Source organism: Vibrio celticus (assembly GCF_024347335.1).
Classification (GTDB): domain Bacteria; phylum Pseudomonadota; class Gammaproteobacteria; order Enterobacterales; family Vibrionaceae; genus Vibrio; species Vibrio celticus.
Map to the genome: position 1 here is coordinate 3,602,974 of NZ_AP025463.1, position 17,087 is coordinate 3,620,060.

The 17,087-nt window shown below is 44.5% G+C and carries 20 protein-coding genes; all 20 read right to left on the reverse strand.

Going from position 1 to position 17,087, the window contains the following annotated elements:
- Positions 1-5: 5 nt before the first annotated feature.
- Complete coding sequence (atpG, locus tag OCV19_RS16195) at positions 6-872, reverse strand: F0F1 ATP synthase subunit gamma (RefSeq protein ID WP_016794171.1); 867 nt, start codon at positions 870-872, stop codon at positions 6-8.
- A 48-nt stretch (positions 873-920) separates the two neighbouring features.
- Entirely contained in the window at positions 921-2,462 is a 1,542-nt protein-coding gene (gene atpA, locus OCV19_RS16200) for a F0F1 ATP synthase subunit alpha (RefSeq protein ID WP_010433235.1), read from the reverse strand.
- A gap of 13 nt (positions 2,463-2,475) precedes the next feature.
- Positions 2,476-3,009: a F0F1 ATP synthase subunit delta gene (atpH, locus tag OCV19_RS16205; protein ID WP_009848122.1), complete on the reverse strand. Its 534-nt coding sequence runs from the start codon at positions 3,007-3,009 to the stop codon at positions 2,476-2,478.
- 15 nt (positions 3,010-3,024) lie between these two features.
- The gene (gene atpF / locus OCV19_RS16210; RefSeq protein ID WP_010433231.1) at positions 3,025-3,495 is read right to left on the reverse strand and encodes a F0F1 ATP synthase subunit B; all 471 of its coding nucleotides are present in this window, start codon (positions 3,493-3,495) and stop codon (positions 3,025-3,027) included.
- Between the two features lie 58 nt (positions 3,496-3,553).
- The gene (gene atpE, locus OCV19_RS16215; protein WP_004411110.1) at positions 3,554-3,811 is read right to left on the reverse strand and encodes a F0F1 ATP synthase subunit C; all 258 of its coding nucleotides are present in this window, start codon (positions 3,809-3,811) and stop codon (positions 3,554-3,556) included.
- 50 nt (positions 3,812-3,861) lie between these two features.
- Positions 3,862-4,659 (reverse strand): F0F1 ATP synthase subunit A, encoded by a 798-nt coding sequence (atpB, locus tag OCV19_RS16220; RefSeq protein ID WP_009848124.1) that lies wholly within the window; start codon positions 4,657-4,659, stop codon positions 3,862-3,864.
- A gap of 8 nt (positions 4,660-4,667) precedes the next feature.
- The gene (locus OCV19_RS16225) at positions 4,668-5,057 is read right to left on the reverse strand and encodes a F0F1 ATP synthase subunit I (RefSeq protein WP_017058798.1); all 390 of its coding nucleotides are present in this window, start codon (positions 5,055-5,057) and stop codon (positions 4,668-4,670) included.
- Positions 5,058-5,249: 192 nt separating this feature from the next.
- Entirely contained in the window at positions 5,250-6,131 is an 882-nt protein-coding gene (locus tag OCV19_RS16230) for a ParB/RepB/Spo0J family partition protein (protein WP_065676900.1), read from the reverse strand.
- 23 nt (positions 6,132-6,154) lie between these two features.
- Positions 6,155-6,928: a ParA family protein gene (locus OCV19_RS16235; protein WP_019825554.1), complete on the reverse strand. Its 774-nt coding sequence runs from the start codon at positions 6,926-6,928 to the stop codon at positions 6,155-6,157.
- A 14-nt stretch (positions 6,929-6,942) separates the two neighbouring features.
- Positions 6,943-7,575: a 16S rRNA (guanine(527)-N(7))-methyltransferase RsmG gene (rsmG, locus tag OCV19_RS16240; protein ID WP_065676901.1), complete on the reverse strand. Its 633-nt coding sequence runs from the start codon at positions 7,573-7,575 to the stop codon at positions 6,943-6,945.
- Positions 7,575-9,470 (reverse strand): tRNA uridine-5-carboxymethylaminomethyl(34) synthesis enzyme MnmG, encoded by a 1,896-nt coding sequence (gene mnmG, locus OCV19_RS16245; protein ID WP_017058802.1) that lies wholly within the window; start codon positions 9,468-9,470, stop codon positions 7,575-7,577. The genes rsmG and mnmG overlap by 1 nt, the downstream gene beginning before the upstream one ends.
- Positions 9,471-9,952: 482 nt before the next feature.
- Positions 9,953-10,387 carry an FMN-binding protein MioC gene (mioC, locus tag OCV19_RS16250; RefSeq protein ID WP_029405666.1) on the reverse strand — a complete coding sequence of 145 codons (435 nt, stop codon included), beginning with the start codon at positions 10,385-10,387 and terminating at the stop codon, positions 9,953-9,955.
- Positions 10,388-10,437: 50 nt separating this feature from the next.
- Complete coding sequence (mnmE, locus tag OCV19_RS16255; protein WP_065676909.1) at positions 10,438-11,799, reverse strand: tRNA uridine-5-carboxymethylaminomethyl(34) synthesis GTPase MnmE; 1,362 nt, start codon at positions 11,797-11,799, stop codon at positions 10,438-10,440.
- Positions 11,800-11,929: 130 nt separating this feature from the next.
- Positions 11,930-13,549 (reverse strand): membrane protein insertase YidC, encoded by a 1,620-nt coding sequence (gene yidC, locus OCV19_RS16260; RefSeq protein ID WP_065676902.1) that lies wholly within the window; start codon positions 13,547-13,549, stop codon positions 11,930-11,932.
- 2 nt (positions 13,550-13,551) lie between these two features.
- A complete protein-coding gene (gene yidD / locus OCV19_RS16265; protein ID WP_004735802.1) occupies positions 13,552-13,809 on the reverse strand; it encodes a membrane protein insertion efficiency factor YidD in 258 nt (85 codons plus the stop codon).
- Positions 13,776-14,099 (reverse strand): ribonuclease P protein component, encoded by a 324-nt coding sequence (gene rnpA, locus OCV19_RS16270; protein WP_017055478.1) that lies wholly within the window; start codon positions 14,097-14,099, stop codon positions 13,776-13,778. The genes yidD and rnpA overlap by 34 nt, the downstream gene beginning before the upstream one ends.
- A 45-nt stretch (positions 14,100-14,144) precedes the next feature.
- On the reverse strand, positions 14,145-14,279 hold the full coding sequence (gene rpmH / locus OCV19_RS16275; RefSeq protein ID WP_004735800.1) for a 50S ribosomal protein L34: 135 nt from the start codon (positions 14,277-14,279) through the stop codon (positions 14,145-14,147).
- Positions 14,280-14,485: 206 nt separating this feature from the next.
- A complete protein-coding gene (locus tag OCV19_RS16280) occupies positions 14,486-15,223 on the reverse strand; it encodes an amino acid ABC transporter ATP-binding protein (protein ID WP_048610829.1) in 738 nt (245 codons plus the stop codon).
- Entirely contained in the window at positions 15,220-15,891 is a 672-nt protein-coding gene (locus OCV19_RS16285; protein ID WP_009848134.1) for an amino acid ABC transporter permease, read from the reverse strand. Before OCV19_RS16285 ends, OCV19_RS16280 begins: the two co-directional genes overlap by 4 nt.
- A 135-nt stretch (positions 15,892-16,026) precedes the next feature.
- Entirely contained in the window at positions 16,027-16,776 is a 750-nt protein-coding gene (locus tag OCV19_RS16290) for an amino acid ABC transporter substrate-binding protein (RefSeq protein WP_050649810.1), read from the reverse strand.
- Positions 16,777-17,087 lie beyond the last annotated feature (311 nt).

Below are 17,087 nucleotides of genomic sequence, written 5' to 3' on the forward strand. Positions count from 1 at the left end.
TAAGCTTAAACCGCAGCTGCGCCTGAAACGATCTCAGAAAGTTCTTGTGTAATCGCCGCTTGACGCGCTTTGTTATACACAAGTTCTAAGTCATCAATAATGTCACCAGCGTTATCTGTTGCTGATTTCATTGCAATCATTCGAGCCGCTTGCTCACAAGCAAGGTTCTCAACCACACCTTGGTACACTTGAGATTCGACATAGCGAACCAATAGTGCATCTAGTAGTGGTTTTGGCTCGGGCTCATAAATGTAGTCCCAAGAATGACTGCGTTTCATTTCTTCGCTGTCTGATTTAGGCAAAGGAAGTAATTGATCGATCGTTGGTTCTTGAACCATAGTGTTTTCAAACTTGTTGAACACTACGAACAGGCGATCTAATTCGCCTTCATCATATTTCTTCAGCATAACGCTTACAGAGCCAATCAAGTCTTCAAGGCTTGGACGATCGCCCAGACCAGAAACTTGAGCTGCTACTTTCGCGCCGCTGTTGTTGAAAAATGCTGTCGCTTTTGAACCTACAATTGCAAGTTCAACGTCAGCACCTTTCTCAGACCAATCTTTCATGTCGTTCATGGCTTTTTTGAACAAGTTAATGTTCAAACCACCACAAAGACCACGGTCTGTAGAAACGATGATGTAACCAACACGTTTGGCTTCACGTTCCTCAAGATAAGGATGCTTATACTCGAGGCTACCATTAGCCAAATGACCGATCACTTTACGCATTGTTTCTGCATATGGACGAGTAGCTTCCATTGCGTCTTGAGAACGACGCATTTTTGAAGCTGCTACCATTTCCATTGCTTTCGTAATCTTCTGTGTGCTTTTAACACTACCGATTTTATTACGTATCTCTTTTGCGCCGGCCATCGTTACTCTCCGTTAATGGTATGAGGTGGCCCTAAGACCACCTACCAATTACCAGGTCTGGGTTGCCTTGAAATCGTCAACAAGCTTCTTCAGCTCAGCTTCGATTTCTTTATTGAAAGCACCCGTTGTGTCGATCTGTGTTGCTAGATCGGCATATTGACCACGAGCAAACGACAGTAAAGCAGCTTCAAAGTCTAGAACTTTAGAAAGTTCAACGTCTTGAAGGTATCCACGCTCTGCAGCGAAGATTACTAGAGCTTGGTCAAATACAGACATAGGAGCGTATTGCTTCTGCTTCATCAGTTCTGTAACTTTTTGACCGTGGTCTAGCTGCTTCTTAGTCGCTTCATCAAGATCCGAAGAGAACTGAGCAAATGCTGCAAGTTCACGGTATTGAGCTAGAGCAGTACGGATACCGCCAGATAGCTTCTTGATGATTTTAGTCTGCGCCGAACCACCTACACGAGAAACTGAGATACCTGGGTCAACAGCTGGACGTACGCCCGCGTTGAATAGCTCAGTTTGTAGGAAGATCTGACCATCAGTAATCGAGATTACGTTCGTTGGTACGAATGCAGATACGTCACCAGCTTGCGTTTCGATGATAGGTAGAGCAGTTAAAGAACCAGTCTTGCCTGTCACTTCACCGTTAGTGAATTTTTCTACGTATGCTTCGCTTACACGAGCAGCACGCTCTAGTAGACGAGAGTGAAGGTAGAAAACATCACCTGGGAACGCTTCACGACCTGGTGGACGCTTAAGTAGTAGCGAGATTTGACGGTAAGCTACAGCTTGCTTAGATAGATCATCATAAACAATCAGTGCATCTTCACCGCGATCACGGAAGTATTCGCCCATCGCACAACCAGCATACGGTGCAAGGTATTGCAGCGCTGCAGATTCAGAAGCAGATGCAACAACAACAACTGTGTTTGCTAGTGCGCCGTGCTCTTCTAGTTTGCGAACTACGTTAGCAATAGTCGACGCTTTTTGGCCGATAGCTACGTAGATAGAGAAAATACCAGAATCTTTTTGGTTAATAATCGCATCGATCGCCATTGCTGTTTTACCAGTCTGACGGTCACCGATTACTAGTTCACGTTGACCACGACCGATAGGGATCATTGAGTCAACAGACTTGTAACCAGTTTGAACAGGTTGATCTACCGATTTACGGTCGATTACACCTGGTGCGATAATTTCTACAGGCGAAGTCAATTTAGCTTCGATTGGACCTTTACCATCAATTGGCTCACCTAGCGTGTTTACAACACGACCAAGCATTTCAGGACCTACTGGTACTTCTAGAATACGACCAGTACCTGTAACTTTCATGCCTTCCTGTAGGTCAGCATACGGGCCCATTACAACAGCACCAACCGAATCACGGTTCAAGTTTAGTGCTAGAGCGTAACGGCCACCCGGTAGTTCGATCATTTCACCTTGCATCACGTCCGCTAGGCCGTGGATGCTAAGGATGCCATCGCTTACAGAAACGATAGTACCTTCATTGCGAGCTTCACTAACAACGTCGAAAGATTCAATACGTTGTTTAATTAGATCGCTAATTTCAGTGGAATTAAGTTGCATGCTCCAATCCCCATTAAGACTGCAATGCATCGCTCAGGCGGTCTAAACGACTGCGCGCTGAGTTATCGATGACTAGGTCTCCGGCTCGAATAATAACTCCACTAAGTAGAGTCTCATCTATACTGCAATTCAGCTGAACTTTGCGCGCTAAGCGCTGTTCCAATTTGCTGCTGATCTCTGCGCGTTGTTCTTCAGAAAGTTCAACCGCTGAAGTTACTTCAACGTCGATCTCTTTCTCATACTCTTTTTTGAGTATAAAGAACTCTTTACAAACATCAGGAAAAGCCATTAAGCGGCCATTCTCTGCCATCACTTTAATTAAGTTCTGACCGAATTCATCAAATTGTTCGCCACAAATTACAATGAATACTTCAGCTAATTTTTCAGCAGTCATAGAACCGCTTAATAAATTATGAACATCATCATTTTGTGCCACTTCGGCAGCAAAAGTAAGCATCTGACCCCATTGGTCTAGCTCACCTTTATCTACCGCAAAGTCAAACGCTGCTTTAGCATAGGGGCGTGCGATTGTAGTCAAATCAGACATATACAGCCCCTTGCTTTAAAGTTTTGCAGTAATGTTGTTAAGAAGATCATCGTGTACATCTTTATCGATTGTACGCTCAAGGATTTTCTCAGCACCAGCTATAGCCAGAGTTGCGACTTGTTTGCGCAGGTCATCACGGGCACGTGTACGCTCTGCTTCAATTTCTGCTTCAGCTTGCGCTAAGATTTTCTGGCGTTCTGCCTGAGCTTCTTCGCGTGCTTCATCAATAATTTGAGCTTTACGTTTGTTTGCCTGATCAATAACCTCAGTTGCAGTGCGCTTTGCTTCTTTCATTTGCTCAGAAGCGTTGGCTTGTGCCAGGTTCAAGTCTTTAGCAGCGCGTTCAGCGGCTACTAGACCGTCAGCAATTTTTTTCTGACGTTCTTCAATTGCTTGCATGATTGGTGGCCATACATATTTCATGCAGAACCAAACAAACAATGAAAAAGCAATTGCTTGACCTAACAGAGTTGCGTTCATATTCACAACAGCTACCCCTCGTTAAGAATCAACTACAAAAATTTAATTAACTATTGATAGTTAATTAGCCTGCTAGTTGACCAACAAATGGGTTAGCAAACGTGAATAGTAGTGCGATTACGATACCGATCATTGGAACAGCATCCAGTAGACCAGCGATGATGAACATCTTAACTTGTAGCATTGGAGCCATTTCAGGTTGACGCGCAGCGCCTTCTAGGAATTTACCACCAAGAATAGCAAAACCAATTGCAGTACCTACGGCACAAAGACCAACAATAATAGCAACAGCGATTGCTGAAAAACTTAGTACAGTTTCCATTTACGTTCTCCGATTAACATTAATAGTTAGAATAAAGCTTAAAAATTTTTTTAGTGATCACTATCTTCATGAGCCATTGATAAGTAAACGATTGTCAACATCATGAAAACAAACGCTTGAATCAAAATAACCAAGATATGGAAGATAGCCCAAGGTAGTGCACCTACCCATTGTAAGTACCACGGTAGCATTGCCGCGATAAGAATAAACACCACCTCACCCGCAAACATATTACCAAATAAACGCATACCTAGAGATAGTGGCTTCGCTAATAACGAAATTACCTCAAGTACCAAGTTAAATGGAATCATGATTGGGTGATTAAATGGATGCAGTGCCAATTCTTTAGCAAATCCGCCTAGACCTTTCACTTTGATGCTGTAGTAGATCATCAGAGCAAAAACACCTAAAGCCATTGCCATTGTTATATTTACATCAGCTGTAGGAACCACTTTCAAGTAAGGGATACCTAGCCAATGCTCTGCAGGATATGGTAAGAAATCGATAGGCACTAAGTCCATCAAGTTCATAATGATAATCCAGCAGAATATAGTCAGTGCTAGTGGGGCAATCAGAGGGTTGCGGCCATGGAAAGTTTCTTTAACGTTGTCACCAACGAATTCCACTACCATTTCAACAAAACACTGAAGCTTACCAGGTACACCTACTGTTGCTTTCTTAGCGACTGAGCGAAAAACCCAAAGGAATAACATCCCTGTCAACACCGAAAAAAACAGACTGTCTATATGTACGTTCCAGAAACTTGTCTCCTCTACAAGACCAAACTTAGCTAAAGAAAGGTTTTGTAAGTGGTGCTCAATGTATCCGGATGCTGTTGGCGCAGCCATAACTCATCCTATTTTTTATTGTTAATGAAAAGCACTGGCGCAAAGATATTAATACCTAGAACCAGTAAATAGGTCAGTTTGAGGGGAACTAATTCCACCTGCATATACATGTAGACAATAGAGAATAGTAGAACTGTGATAAGGATTTTTAGCGCTTCGCCTGCATAGAACGACGCCGCAACTAACTTAGTTGCGCGAGCTCCACTAAATAGGAAAGCACACACACAAAAAACTGCATTTGCGATGACAAAAATACCGCCACCGATTAATGCAGCAAAACCCCAATCAGGATTAACAGCTAAACCTAACCCTATCGCCACTAATATAACCGCGCTAAGCTCGATCAATAACATTTGCTTTGCAAGCACTCGTCCTGGTCTTGCTAACGCCGCTACCATGTATTCGTTCCTCTTTTAAGCCTTCTTTACTACTCGCTTAAAAGCGTGCTGAGAAATTGGCGAAAATTATACGTTCAGCCAAATTGATTGCAATAACAATGCAGCAATCATTTACATTTTTGTATACAAACCTACAACTTTTGTACGAAATTACTTGTTTATTACATAATTGACCTAAATCAATTATCTCATTTAGTACTCTAGTTTAGCAATAAGTTGCTCTAATTTGTGAGGCTCATCAAGAGTAATTGTCACTTTTGACTTACCGCTAACAGAACGAGTAACTGAAACGTTTGCTTGCAATTTTTCCGTGAGTCTTCGTGAAAGTTCGATAGCTTCTGTGTCTTCAGGCTTCGATTCACCTTCAACGTCTGGTTTTAAGCACTTTTTGACAAGTTGCTCAGTTTGACGCACGGTCATTTTTTTGGTTGCCGCAGTGTTTGCTGCTTCAACCTGGGTATCACCTTCAAGCGCAAGCAGTGCTCGAGCATGCCCCATTTCCAGTTGTTTATTGGAAACTAAACCTTTTACTTCATTTTCGAGCTGATTTAGACGTAATAAGTTACTCACCGTTGCTCTCGATTTACCGATAACATCAGCGACTTGTTGGTGTGTCAGCTCAAATTCGTTCTGTAGGCGCTCTAGCGCTTGTGCTTCTTCGATAACATTCAGGTCTTCACGTTGAATATTCTCAATCAATGCCATCGCGATAGCGGCCTTGTCTTCAACTCTCTTGATCAGGCATGGCACTTGTTTAAGGCCAGCTTGACGAGCCGCTCTCCAACGTCGTTCACCAGCAATAATCTCGAACTGGTCATGCGCCAGTGGGCGAACTACGATCGGTTGGATAATACCTTGAGATTGAATTGATGCAGCCAGCTCTTCTAGCGCTTCAGGCGCAATATCCTTACGCGGTTGATATACACCAGGCTTCAAGCAACCAACAGCCAGTTCGATAAGCTTACCATCAGCCGACAACGCCTGACTATGAGAAGCAACTTGCTGTTTTTCACGAGCCAATGAGCTAGTTGCAAGCAATGCATCTAGCCCTTTTCCTAAACCACGCTTAGACATTGAGCGAATTCCTTTGGTTAGACCTATACTGGGACTTCTTCACGACGCAACATTTCGCCTGCAAGAGCAAGATAAGCCTTAGCTCCTGCGGAATATTTGTCGTAGTACATTGCTGGCTTGCCGTGACTCGGGGCTTCTGCCAGACGCACATTTCTAGGGATCACAGTTCGGTAGACTTTGCTACCAAAGTGTTTTTTGAGTTGATCAGATACTTCGTTCGATAAGCGGTTGCGAGGATCGTACATAGTACGCAGAAGACCTTCGATCTTCAGGTTCTCGTTTACAACAGCCGCTAGCTTACTGATGGTATCCATCAATGCAGTCAAACCTTCCAAAGCAAAGTATTCACATTGCATAGGAACCAATACGGAGTCAGCCGCAGCCATCGCGTTGATTGTAAGAAGGTTTAATGAGGGCGGGCAATCAATAAAGATGAAATCATAGTTATTGCGAATGGATTCGAGTGCGTTTTTTAAACGAACTTCACGAGCAAACACTTCCATCAGCTTGATTTCTGCCGCAGTAACATCGCCGTTCGCAGCGATGAGGTCATAATTGCCAGATGTACTCCGGCAAACCACCTCATCAAATGGGGTGTCTTCAACCAACAAATCGTAAGCAGTTGCTTCAACTTGATACTTGTCGACACCGCTCGCCATAGTGGCATTACCTTGAGGATCGAGGTCAACAACCAATATCTTGCGTTTTGTTGCCGCCATTGATGCTGCTAAATTAATGCAAGTTGTTGTTTTTCCTACGCCACCCTTCTGGTTGGCAATTGCTACGATTCTACCCACTATGGCCTCGCTGATTATCCCTGACGCGATAAAGTAACTAGATGACGCTCTCCATCAAGCTCTGGCACTTGCAAAGCTTTAATGTCTGTCACTGAACACCATTCAGGTAACAGGTCGATTTCGCCTCTAGGATGTTGTCCCTTAAGAGCCAAAAATACACCGGATTGCTCTTTAGGTAAATGGTGACACCACTCTACCATGTCTGTCATTGACGCAAATGCACGACTGAGCACTGCATCAAACTTTTCTTCTGGTTGAAATTCTTCAACGCGACTTTGAACCGGTACCACGTTGTCGATACCCAGCTCATGAATCACCTGTTTGATAAAACGAATACGCTTACCTAGGCTGTCTAGCAAGTAAAACTCGCAGTCTGGATTCATGATTGAGAGCGGAATCCCAGGAAGACCAGGTCCCGTGCCCACATCAATAAAGCGCTTACCTTGTAAGTGAGTGCTAACAATGATGCTATCTAAGATATGTTTCACCATCATTTCTTGCGGGTCACGAACTGATGTTAGGTTATAAGCCTTGTTCCACTTGTTCAGTAACTCAACGTAGCCAACCAACTGGCCACGTTGTTTTTCAGATACTTCAAGTTCAGTCTGGCCAATCAGGTGATCCAGTTTTTCGCGTAATGCGCTCATTATGCTTCCTCACCTTTTTTCAACAGGCCGTGTTTTTTCAAGTAAACCAACAGAATTGAGATTGCTGCAGGTGTGATACCTGAAATTCGCGAAGCAATACCAATTGAGTCAGGCTTAGCTGTCGTTAGTTTAAGAACCACTTCGTTAGAAAGTCCTTTTACCTTGCTGTAATCGATATCAGCAGGCAGTTTGGTGTTTTCATGACGCAGTGATTTTTCAATTTCGTCTTGTTGACGCTGAATGTAACCATCGTACTTCACTTGGATCTCAACTTGCTCAGACGCTTGTTGATCTTCCAGTGCAGGACCAAAACGATCCAATGCGGTTAGCTGTGAATAAGTCATTTCAGGGCGACGAAGAAGATCTTCACCACTCGCTTCACGAGACATTGGTGTTTTCAGAATTTGGTTCAGTTGATCAATATCTTCAGATTTTGGATTAATCCAAGTCTCTTTCAGACGTTGACGTTCCTTCTCCATGTTTTCCATCTTCTCGTTGAAACGAGCCCAACGAGCGTCATCAACAAGGCCAAGTTCACGCGACTTTTCAGTCAAGCGGATATCGGCGTTGTCTTCACGAAGCAGCAAACGGTATTCCGCGCGAGATGTAAACATGCGGTAAGGTTCTTTGGTACCCATGGTAGACAGGTCGTCAATAAGCACGCCCATGTAAGCTTGGTCACGACGCGGACTCCAGCCTTCTTTGCCTTGAGTAAACAAACTTGCATTCAGACCGGCCATCAAGCCTTGTGCAGCCGCTTCTTCATAGCCAGTGGTACCGTTGATTTGACCCGCAAAGAATAGGCCTTTGATAAACTTAGTTTCGTAAGTCAGCTTAAGGTCGCGAGGATCAAAAAAATCGTACTCAATCGCATAGCCAGGGCGAACGATGTGAGCATTTTCAAAGCCCTTCATCGAACGAACAATTTGAACCTGTACATCAAACGGCAGACTGGTAGAGATACCATTCGGGTATAGTTCGTGAGTCGTTAGACCTTCAGGCTCAATAAAAATTTGGTGACTGTTCTTGTCAGCAAAACGCATTACTTTGTCTTCAATCGAAGGACAGTAACGAGGGCCAATGCCTTCAATCACACCCGCGTACATTGGGCTGCGATCAAGGTTGGCGCGAATCACGTCATGCGTATTTTCATTGGTATGCGTGATGTAACATGGAATCTGACGAGGTTGTTGAGCTCGGCTGCCCATGAACGAGAAAACAGGCGTCGGGTTATCGCCGTGCTGAACCTCAAGCTCAGAAAAATCAACGCTACGCGCATCGATACGAGGAGGAGTACCTGTTTTCAGGCGATCAACTCGAAATGGAAGATCACGAAGACGGTCAGCCAGTGCGATCGATGGTGGATCACCAGCACGGCCGCCCGAAGAACTTTCCATACCAATATGGATCTTGCCGCCTAGGAATGTGCCCACAGTCAGAACCACAGCGCTTGCGCGGAACTTAAGGCCCATCTGCGTTACCACACCCACCACTTGATCCTGTTCAACGATCAAGTCATCAACCGACTGTTGGAACAAAGTCAGGTTTGGCGTGTTTTCAAGAACGTTGCGAACAAAGGCTTTGTACAGTGCGCGGTCAGCTTGTGCTCGAGTAGCACGAACTGCAGGGCCTTTTGATGCGTTCAATGTTCTGAACTGAATACCTGCATGATCAATAGCTTGCGCCATTAATCCACCCATTGCATCGACCTCTTTTACCAAGTGGCCCTTACCGATCCCGCCAATGGCTGGGTTACAAGACATTTGTCCTAGCGTATCGATATTATGAGTAAGTAATAACGTACTTTGACCAGTACGTGCAGATGCGAGTGCGGCTTCCGTTCCTGCATGGCCACCACCAACAACGATGACGTCAAATTTTTCGTGATAAAGCATGAACCGACCTCAGGTATTCAAACGTTTTCTAGATTGATAAAAAGGAGCGATATTCTACCTGTTTTCATAGCCTGAGAAAACGTTTTTGGGATTTTTCGAAAAAGCTGTTTTTAATTAATATAGATAAGATCTTTAAGGAGATCTTTTATTAGATCTATTATTAGGATCGAGGGTATCTGTGGATAAGTCGAAAATGATCAACGAGATCATGGATCTTTTTTGGATCAAATGATGTGATCTAACTTTGATCAGGATGAGGATTAGCTGGGATCAAAATAGCTACTTATTCACAGGTGGAAATTAGCCTAAAACTTGTTATTTGGATAACTATAGGTTAATCACCGTATATGTATGATCTTATCCACAGCAGAAATTGAAAATAGATCGCTAATTTTCGATGTTTTTGAAAAAAAGTTATTCACAATCGCGATGTTCAGAGACAAAAAAAGCGGCATAAGCCGCTTTTTGAGAGAGGAGAGAGGTTAAAACTGGTCGCTATGATCGTTAAACCAAGCTTCTGCTGCGTCTTCTGGTACCGGAGTTTCCAATACATCGATGGTAAAACAGTCAGAAATAGGCTGAGCACCGAGCTCTTTCATCTGGCTGTGGACTGATTTTCCCGCCAAACAGAAGGTATCGTAACTCGAATCACCAAGCGCCACGACAGCAAAGCGAACCTGGCTTAAATCTGGAGATTGCTGGGTCAATGCGTCGATAAACGGCTTAATATTATCTGGAAATTCACCCGCACCATGAGTTGAAGTTACCAGCAACCAAAAGCCTTGTTGGGGAATATCATCGAATTCAGGCTGATTATGAAGGGTGATCTCGTGGCCTTGCTCTTCAAGAAGATCATTAAGGTGATCGCCAACGTACTCTGCACCACCTAAGGTGCTGCCTGTAATAATGTGGATCATTAAGCTGTCCTTACTAAAGAAAAAGGCCAGCATGAGCCGGCCTTTAAAGGTTATTTACCAATACAGAAAGAGGTGAAGATACGGCCGAGTAGGTCATCTGAACTGAACTCACCAGTAATCTCGTTAAGGTGTTGCTGCGTTATACGCAGTTCTTCTGCCAAGATTTCCCCTGCCATATAGCCTTCGAGCTGTTGCTGGCCAATATCTAGATGTTCAGATGCGCGTTCTAGAGCATCTAAGTGGCGACGACGTGCCATGAAACCACCTTCATTACCACCAGCAAAGCCCATGCAATCTTTTAAATGATTACGCAGCGCATCAACGCCTTGTCCCGTCTTTGCTGATAGTCGAATCAGAGTTGGATCATTAACATGGAAAATCCCGAGATCTTCACCGGTTTGATCGGCTTTGTTACGAATCACGGTCATTCCGATGTTATTCGGCAGACGATCAACGAAATCTGGCCAGATATCTTTCGGGTCGGTTGCATCGGTAGTGGTGCCATCGACCATAAATAAAACGCGATCGGCTTGAGCTATTTCTTCCCAAGCGCGTTCAATACCGATTTTTTCGACTTCATCCGAGGCTTCACGCAGGCCTGCGGTATCAATAATGTGCAGTGGCATACCATCAATATGGATATGTTCACGAAGTACATCACGGGTTGTACCGGCAATATCAGTCACAATCGCGGAGTCTTTACCCGATAATGCATTCAGTAAGCTCGACTTACCGGCATTAGGACGGCCTGCAATCACCACTTTCATTCCTTCACGCATGATGGCACCTTGATTGGCTTCTTGGCGAACCGCTTCGAGGTTGTCGATGATAGCTTGTAAGTCAGTACTTACTTTACCGTCAGCAAGGAAATCAATCTCTTCTTCTGGGAAGTCGATAGCGGCTTCAACATAGATGCGTAAGTGAATCAGAGAGTCCACCAGCGTATTAATGCGTTTTGAGAACTCACCTTGCAGCGATTGCAGGGCTGATTTCGCCGCTTCTTCTGAACTGGCATCAATGAGGTCAGCAATTGCTTCTGCTTGGGTTAAATCCATCTTGTCGTTCAAGAAGGCACGCTCCGAGAACTCACCAGGGCGTGCTGCGCGTAGCCCTGGAATCGCGAGGATGCGCTTGATGAGCATATCCATTACCACAGGACCACCGTGGCCTTGTAGCTCTAATACGTCTTCACCGGTAAACGAGTGCGGGTTAGGAAAGTAAAGCGCGATACCTTGGTCTAGCTCTAAACCATCGTGAGATTTAAAAGGGGTGTACTCAGCGTAACGTGGTTTCAGTACTTTGCCGGTAACTTCAAGCGCAACTTGGGCTGCTTGTGGGCCTGAAACGCGAATAATACCGACGCCGCCACGGCCGGGTGCAGTCGCTTGAGCAACAATCGTATCTGTAGTCATAGTTGTGCCTGCTAGCATGTGAAAGCCAAAAAGGGGCGCTCACGATTAATCAATTAGCTGAATTGTAATCAGCTAAAAACAAAAAGGCGACCTTTTGGTCGCCTTTCTTTATCTCTTTCTATTATCGAACTTACTTAGAATGTAAGCCTTTCTTTTCCAGCGCGCGGTAGATAAGCGTTTGCTGAATCAGAGTTACGATGTTCGATACTAGCCAGTAAAGAACCAGACCTGAAGGGAAGAACAGGAAGAAGAATGTGAACATAACCGGCATAAAGGTCATGATCTTCTGCTGCATTGGATCCGTTACAGTTGTCGGGCTCATCTTCTGGATTAGGAACATTGAAGCACCCATCAGAAGTGGCAAGATGTAGTATGGGTCTTGTGCTGAAAGGTCAGTAATCCAACCGAAGAACGGTGAGTGACGCAGTTCAACAGACTCCATTAGTGCCCAGTATAGCGAAATGAAGATAGGCATTTGCAGAAGGATAGGTAAACAGCCACCTAGTGGGTTTACTTTCTCTTTCTTGTAAAGCTCCATCATTTCTTGGCTCATACGTTGACGGTCGTCGCCAATACGCTCACGCATTGCAGTCAGCTTAGGCTGAAGCATACGCATTTTCGCCATAGACGTGTACTGAGCTTTCGTTAGTGGGTACATAGCACCACGAACGATGAAAGTTAGACAGATGATTGCCAGACCCCAGTTCACAACGATGCCTTGAATGAACGAAAGCAGAGTATGAAGTGGTTTAGCAATGAACCATAACCAACCGTAGTCAACTACTAGGTCTAGGTTCGGTGCAACAGCAGCCATTTGGTCTTGAAGTTTAGGACCAACCCAAAGCGTTGCTTTGAAGCTTGCTTCGTCGCCAGTAGCGATGGTTTTGTTCGGCATGCGAACACCGATGTCGCCAAGGTTACCTATTACACGAGTGTAAAGGTTGCTGCCTGCTTCGTCGCGTGGGATCCATGCACTTGCAAAGTAGTGCTGAATCATCGCTGCCCAACCTTGACCGTTTGCTAGGTTAAGAGACAGGTTGCGATCTTGCATGTCGTCGAAGCTGTATTTTTTGTAACGCGTATCTTCCGTAGAGTAAGCACCACCACGGTAAGTTGGCATTGTTAGGCTACCGCCGTCATCCATTACGTTCTGACGTAGGTGAGCGTACATGCCGAATGTCGCGTTGTTACCAGAGTTGTTGACTACATCGTATTCAACATCCATTGCGTAGCTGCCACGCTTAAGGATGAATGTTTTCGTGTAATCAAGGCCGTTCGCTTGGTAAGTCATCGGGATGCGTAGTTCATCCTGACCATCAGCAAGCGTGAAGCTGTCTGCTGAAACCGTGTAGCTAGGGCGGTTTGTGCTGCTTAGGTCGATACCTTGAGGACCCACTAGACCGCTTTGAGCGATAAATTGGTGACCTGGTTCGTTCTTAAGAAGAACAAACGTATCTTCAGAATCGAACTCAGCAGAGTAATCGTTTAGGTTTGCTTTAACGACATCACCACCAACCGTATCAATTGACAGAGTCAGTACATCAGTTGTTACTGTGATAGTTTTAGCAGAAGCAACTTGACCAGGAGCCGGGTCTAGATCATCTGCATAAGATGGCGCTGGTAGGGTGCTGCCAGATTGTGCCTGCTCAACCGCTTGTGGTGCTGGATTCTGAGCTACGTTCCATTGTTGGAACAGTAGGAAAGAAACCAAAGCCAATGCGATTAACAGGATATTACGTTGAGAATCCATCGTTATTTATCTCTGTCTTGTTTTTGGACTGGTGGAACGGGGTCAAAGCCCCCTTCGTTCAAAGGATGGCATTTTAATAGACGTTTGCCTGATAACCAACACCCTTTTACAAAACCGTGAGCTTTCAACGCTTCTATCGCATATAAAGAGCAGGTTGGAGTAAATCGGCAGCGTGGGCCGATGAGTGGACTAATAAACCATCTATAAAAATAGATGGGTATTAGCGCTATCCACGCGAAGGGCGAGACAGGCGAAGCCATAATTTGTCGAGTAGCTTGAACATTTCTTCATTGCTTAAATCTTGCGCGCTCTTCTTAGCGATTACAACAAAATCTTTGTTAGGAAGTTTGTGTTGAGTGTTACGAAAGCTTTCACGAGTAAGACGCTTGAATCGGTTACGACCCACGGCGGTTTTAATCTGCTTTTTCGGAACGGCTAATCCAAGACGAGGATTTGAAAGAGAGTTATTTCGGGCAATGATGGTGAAATGAGGGGAGCCAGCTCGATGAGCTTGCTTGAAGACATTTTGATAATGTTCGGGAGTTAACAAGCGTAACTCCCGACCGAAGGCTAGCTTATTCAAAATAATCAAAGATTACTTAGAAAGACGCTTACGGCCTTTTGCACGACGTGCATTGATTGTTGCGCGACCGTTCTTAGTAGCCATGCGAGCACGGAAACCGTGAGTACGCTTACGCTTTAGAACTGTAGGTTGAAAAGTGCGTTTCATTGTAATTACCTTACTGATCAGTAGTTTTAGGTTTTTGTTAAACCCGGCGTGGGCATTTTTTCTCTTCTTTATATAAGAAAGGAAAACCGACGCCTCTCAACAAAGAGGCGGAATTGTAATCACTGTCACAAAAAGTGTCAATGATTGGGTTAACTAAAATTCCGGTCGGGGGATTATACGTAGAATAACTAAAATCACAAGGATCCTTAGTCGATCCCAACCTTATTTAAGAATTTTTTTAATTTAGGATCCTGTGGATTACCAAAAATATCCTGTGGAGATCCCTGCTCGACAATATGACCGTCAGCCATGAAGATCACTCGGTCTGCGACCTCTCTAGCGAACTGCATTTCATGGGTAACCACCAGCATGGTTTGATGCTGATTTGCCAGTTTTTTCATTAGGTTAAGCACTTCGCCAACCCACTCAGGATCGAGCGCTGAAGTCGGCTCATCAAACAGTAAAAGCTCGGGTTGTAGTGCCATTGCACGGCCAATACCTACACGTTGTTGTTGGCCACCAGAGAGCGCGGCTGGGTAGCTATCGCCTTTGTCACCTAAGCCAATATCATCAAGTATTTGTTGTGCTTTTTCATGGGCTTGCTGTTTTTTCCAACCACGAACGGTAATTAAACCTTCAGCAATATTCTGTCTCGCGGTTTGGTGAGCGAACAGTGCATAGTTTTGGAACACAAAACCGGTCTTACGACGCAGTGCAAGCACCTCTGCCTTAGTGTGTTTCTGAGTATCAACCTTGATATCATCAATCGAAATCGTGCCTTGATCGGCTTGCTCTAGAAAATTCACACAACGCAGTAGGGTAGACTTACCCGTACCACTTGAACCTATGATGACAATTATCTCACCTTGTTTGATTTCTAGGTCGATCCCTTTCAAAACTTCGGTGTCACCAAACTGCTTGTGGATATTTTGTAATTTGATCATCGTACATACGCCTTATTCAGTTTCACTTCGGCCCAAATTTGAATACGAGTGAGGATAACCACCACGCCCCAGTAAATCAGCGCTACCGCTAAGAAAGCCTCGAAGAAGCGGAAACTTGAAGAAGCCTCCATCTGAGCTTTAGCCATGATTTCGGCGACACCTAAGGTGAAAGCAAGTGAAGTCGATTTGATCATGTCGATGAAGTAGTTCATCAATGACGGCAGTGCCACGCGAGTTGCTTGCGGCAAGATCACTCGGCGCATCGCTTGGCTGGTTGTCATACCGACCGAAAGGCTGGCTTCCATCTGGCTGCGATCAATACCGATAATCGCGGCACGAATACTTTCTGCCATATACGCGGCAAAGTGCAGGGTTAAGCCAATCACAGCGGCGCTGAAGGCATCCAACCCAACCATCCACGGGAAGACTTGTGGTAAGCCGTAATAAAGGAGGAACAGCTGCACCAACAGTGGGGTGCCTCGGAAGAAGCTAATGTACAGCTGGCTCAGTTGGTCGAGTACTGGGATTTTGAATACACGAATATTCGCCAGTATCAGAGACAGAATTAGAGCAAAGAACAAGCCCCAAGTCGCCATCTCCATCGTGGTGCCTAAATACTTCAGTAGTATCGGCAACAGCTCTAGCATGTAATTAAAGTCAAATCCCATAATCTATCTCGTATTTTTATTGGCAGTGTTGTTCTATATGTAAGTACTGTTCTATCAGGTTTTTTTATCAGTGCACAAAAGCAAAAAGCCCACCGCTGTATAAAGCAGTGGGCCTTGAATGGAGAAAGTGAGTAATTACTTCTGAGTAATGTCCGCACCAAACCATTTCTGAGAGATACTTTCTAGCGTACCATCTGCGCGCATTGCTGCTAATGCTTCATTTACTTCTGCTTGCAGTTTTTTGCCGTTATCGTTGTCGACGAAAGGCCAAGCGTTTTCAATGGTTTCGAATGGCTGACCCGCCAGTTGTAATGGTAGACCAGTCTTCTTGATAAGCTCTAGTGCTGATAGGCGATCCATTACGAATGCATCGGCACGGCCCAGTGCCACATCATGTTCAATACCTGTATCGTAGGTTTTTACATTGATCTTGCCATCTTTGTCGTAGCTGCGAAGCAGTTGTTCAAAGTTTGAACCTAGGTTTACCGCAACTGTCTTGCCATTAAGGTCTTCGATACCTTTAATGCTGTCATTACCTTTACGAACGGTAATTTGTGCGCCGTCTACTACGTATGGGTCTGCGAATAGGTATTTCGCTTTACGTGCATCCGTCATTGTAATTTGGTTTGAAATGGTATCGATGCGACCCGTTTCAAGAAGACCAAACAGACCAGAGAAGTTTGCCGTTACGTATTCAACCTTGTAATCGTTACGCTTACCGATCTCATCCCATAAATCCACTTCAAAACCTTGTAGCTGGTCTTGTTTAACGAATGTAAACGGGAAATAGCGACCAGACATGCCGACTTTAACTTCAGTCGCAGCTTGAACAGTAGCAGCAGAGAGTGCGATAGCCGCAATTGCAGCCTTAATCCAGTTATTCATTTGGTAACTCCTTATATTTATGGGTTTGGATGTTACTGGGAAAATGCTCACTAGAATAAATAACCAGATGTTATTAACCATAACCAGATTGAATTCCCGATTTGGGGATAACTAGCAAGGATCCGGGCATAAGTGGATCATTGTGTGAGTAAATTAGGGGCAAGATGTGTGGATCCACCGATAAATTACAAATTTATTGTGAATAACTTGGATCTTATTCACTGGATCTGTGATCAATTGCTGGTGATCTGACTTATCAACAGGTAAAATTAGCGGTCATTTCATATTACTTTAAATAGAGTGAGGGCATC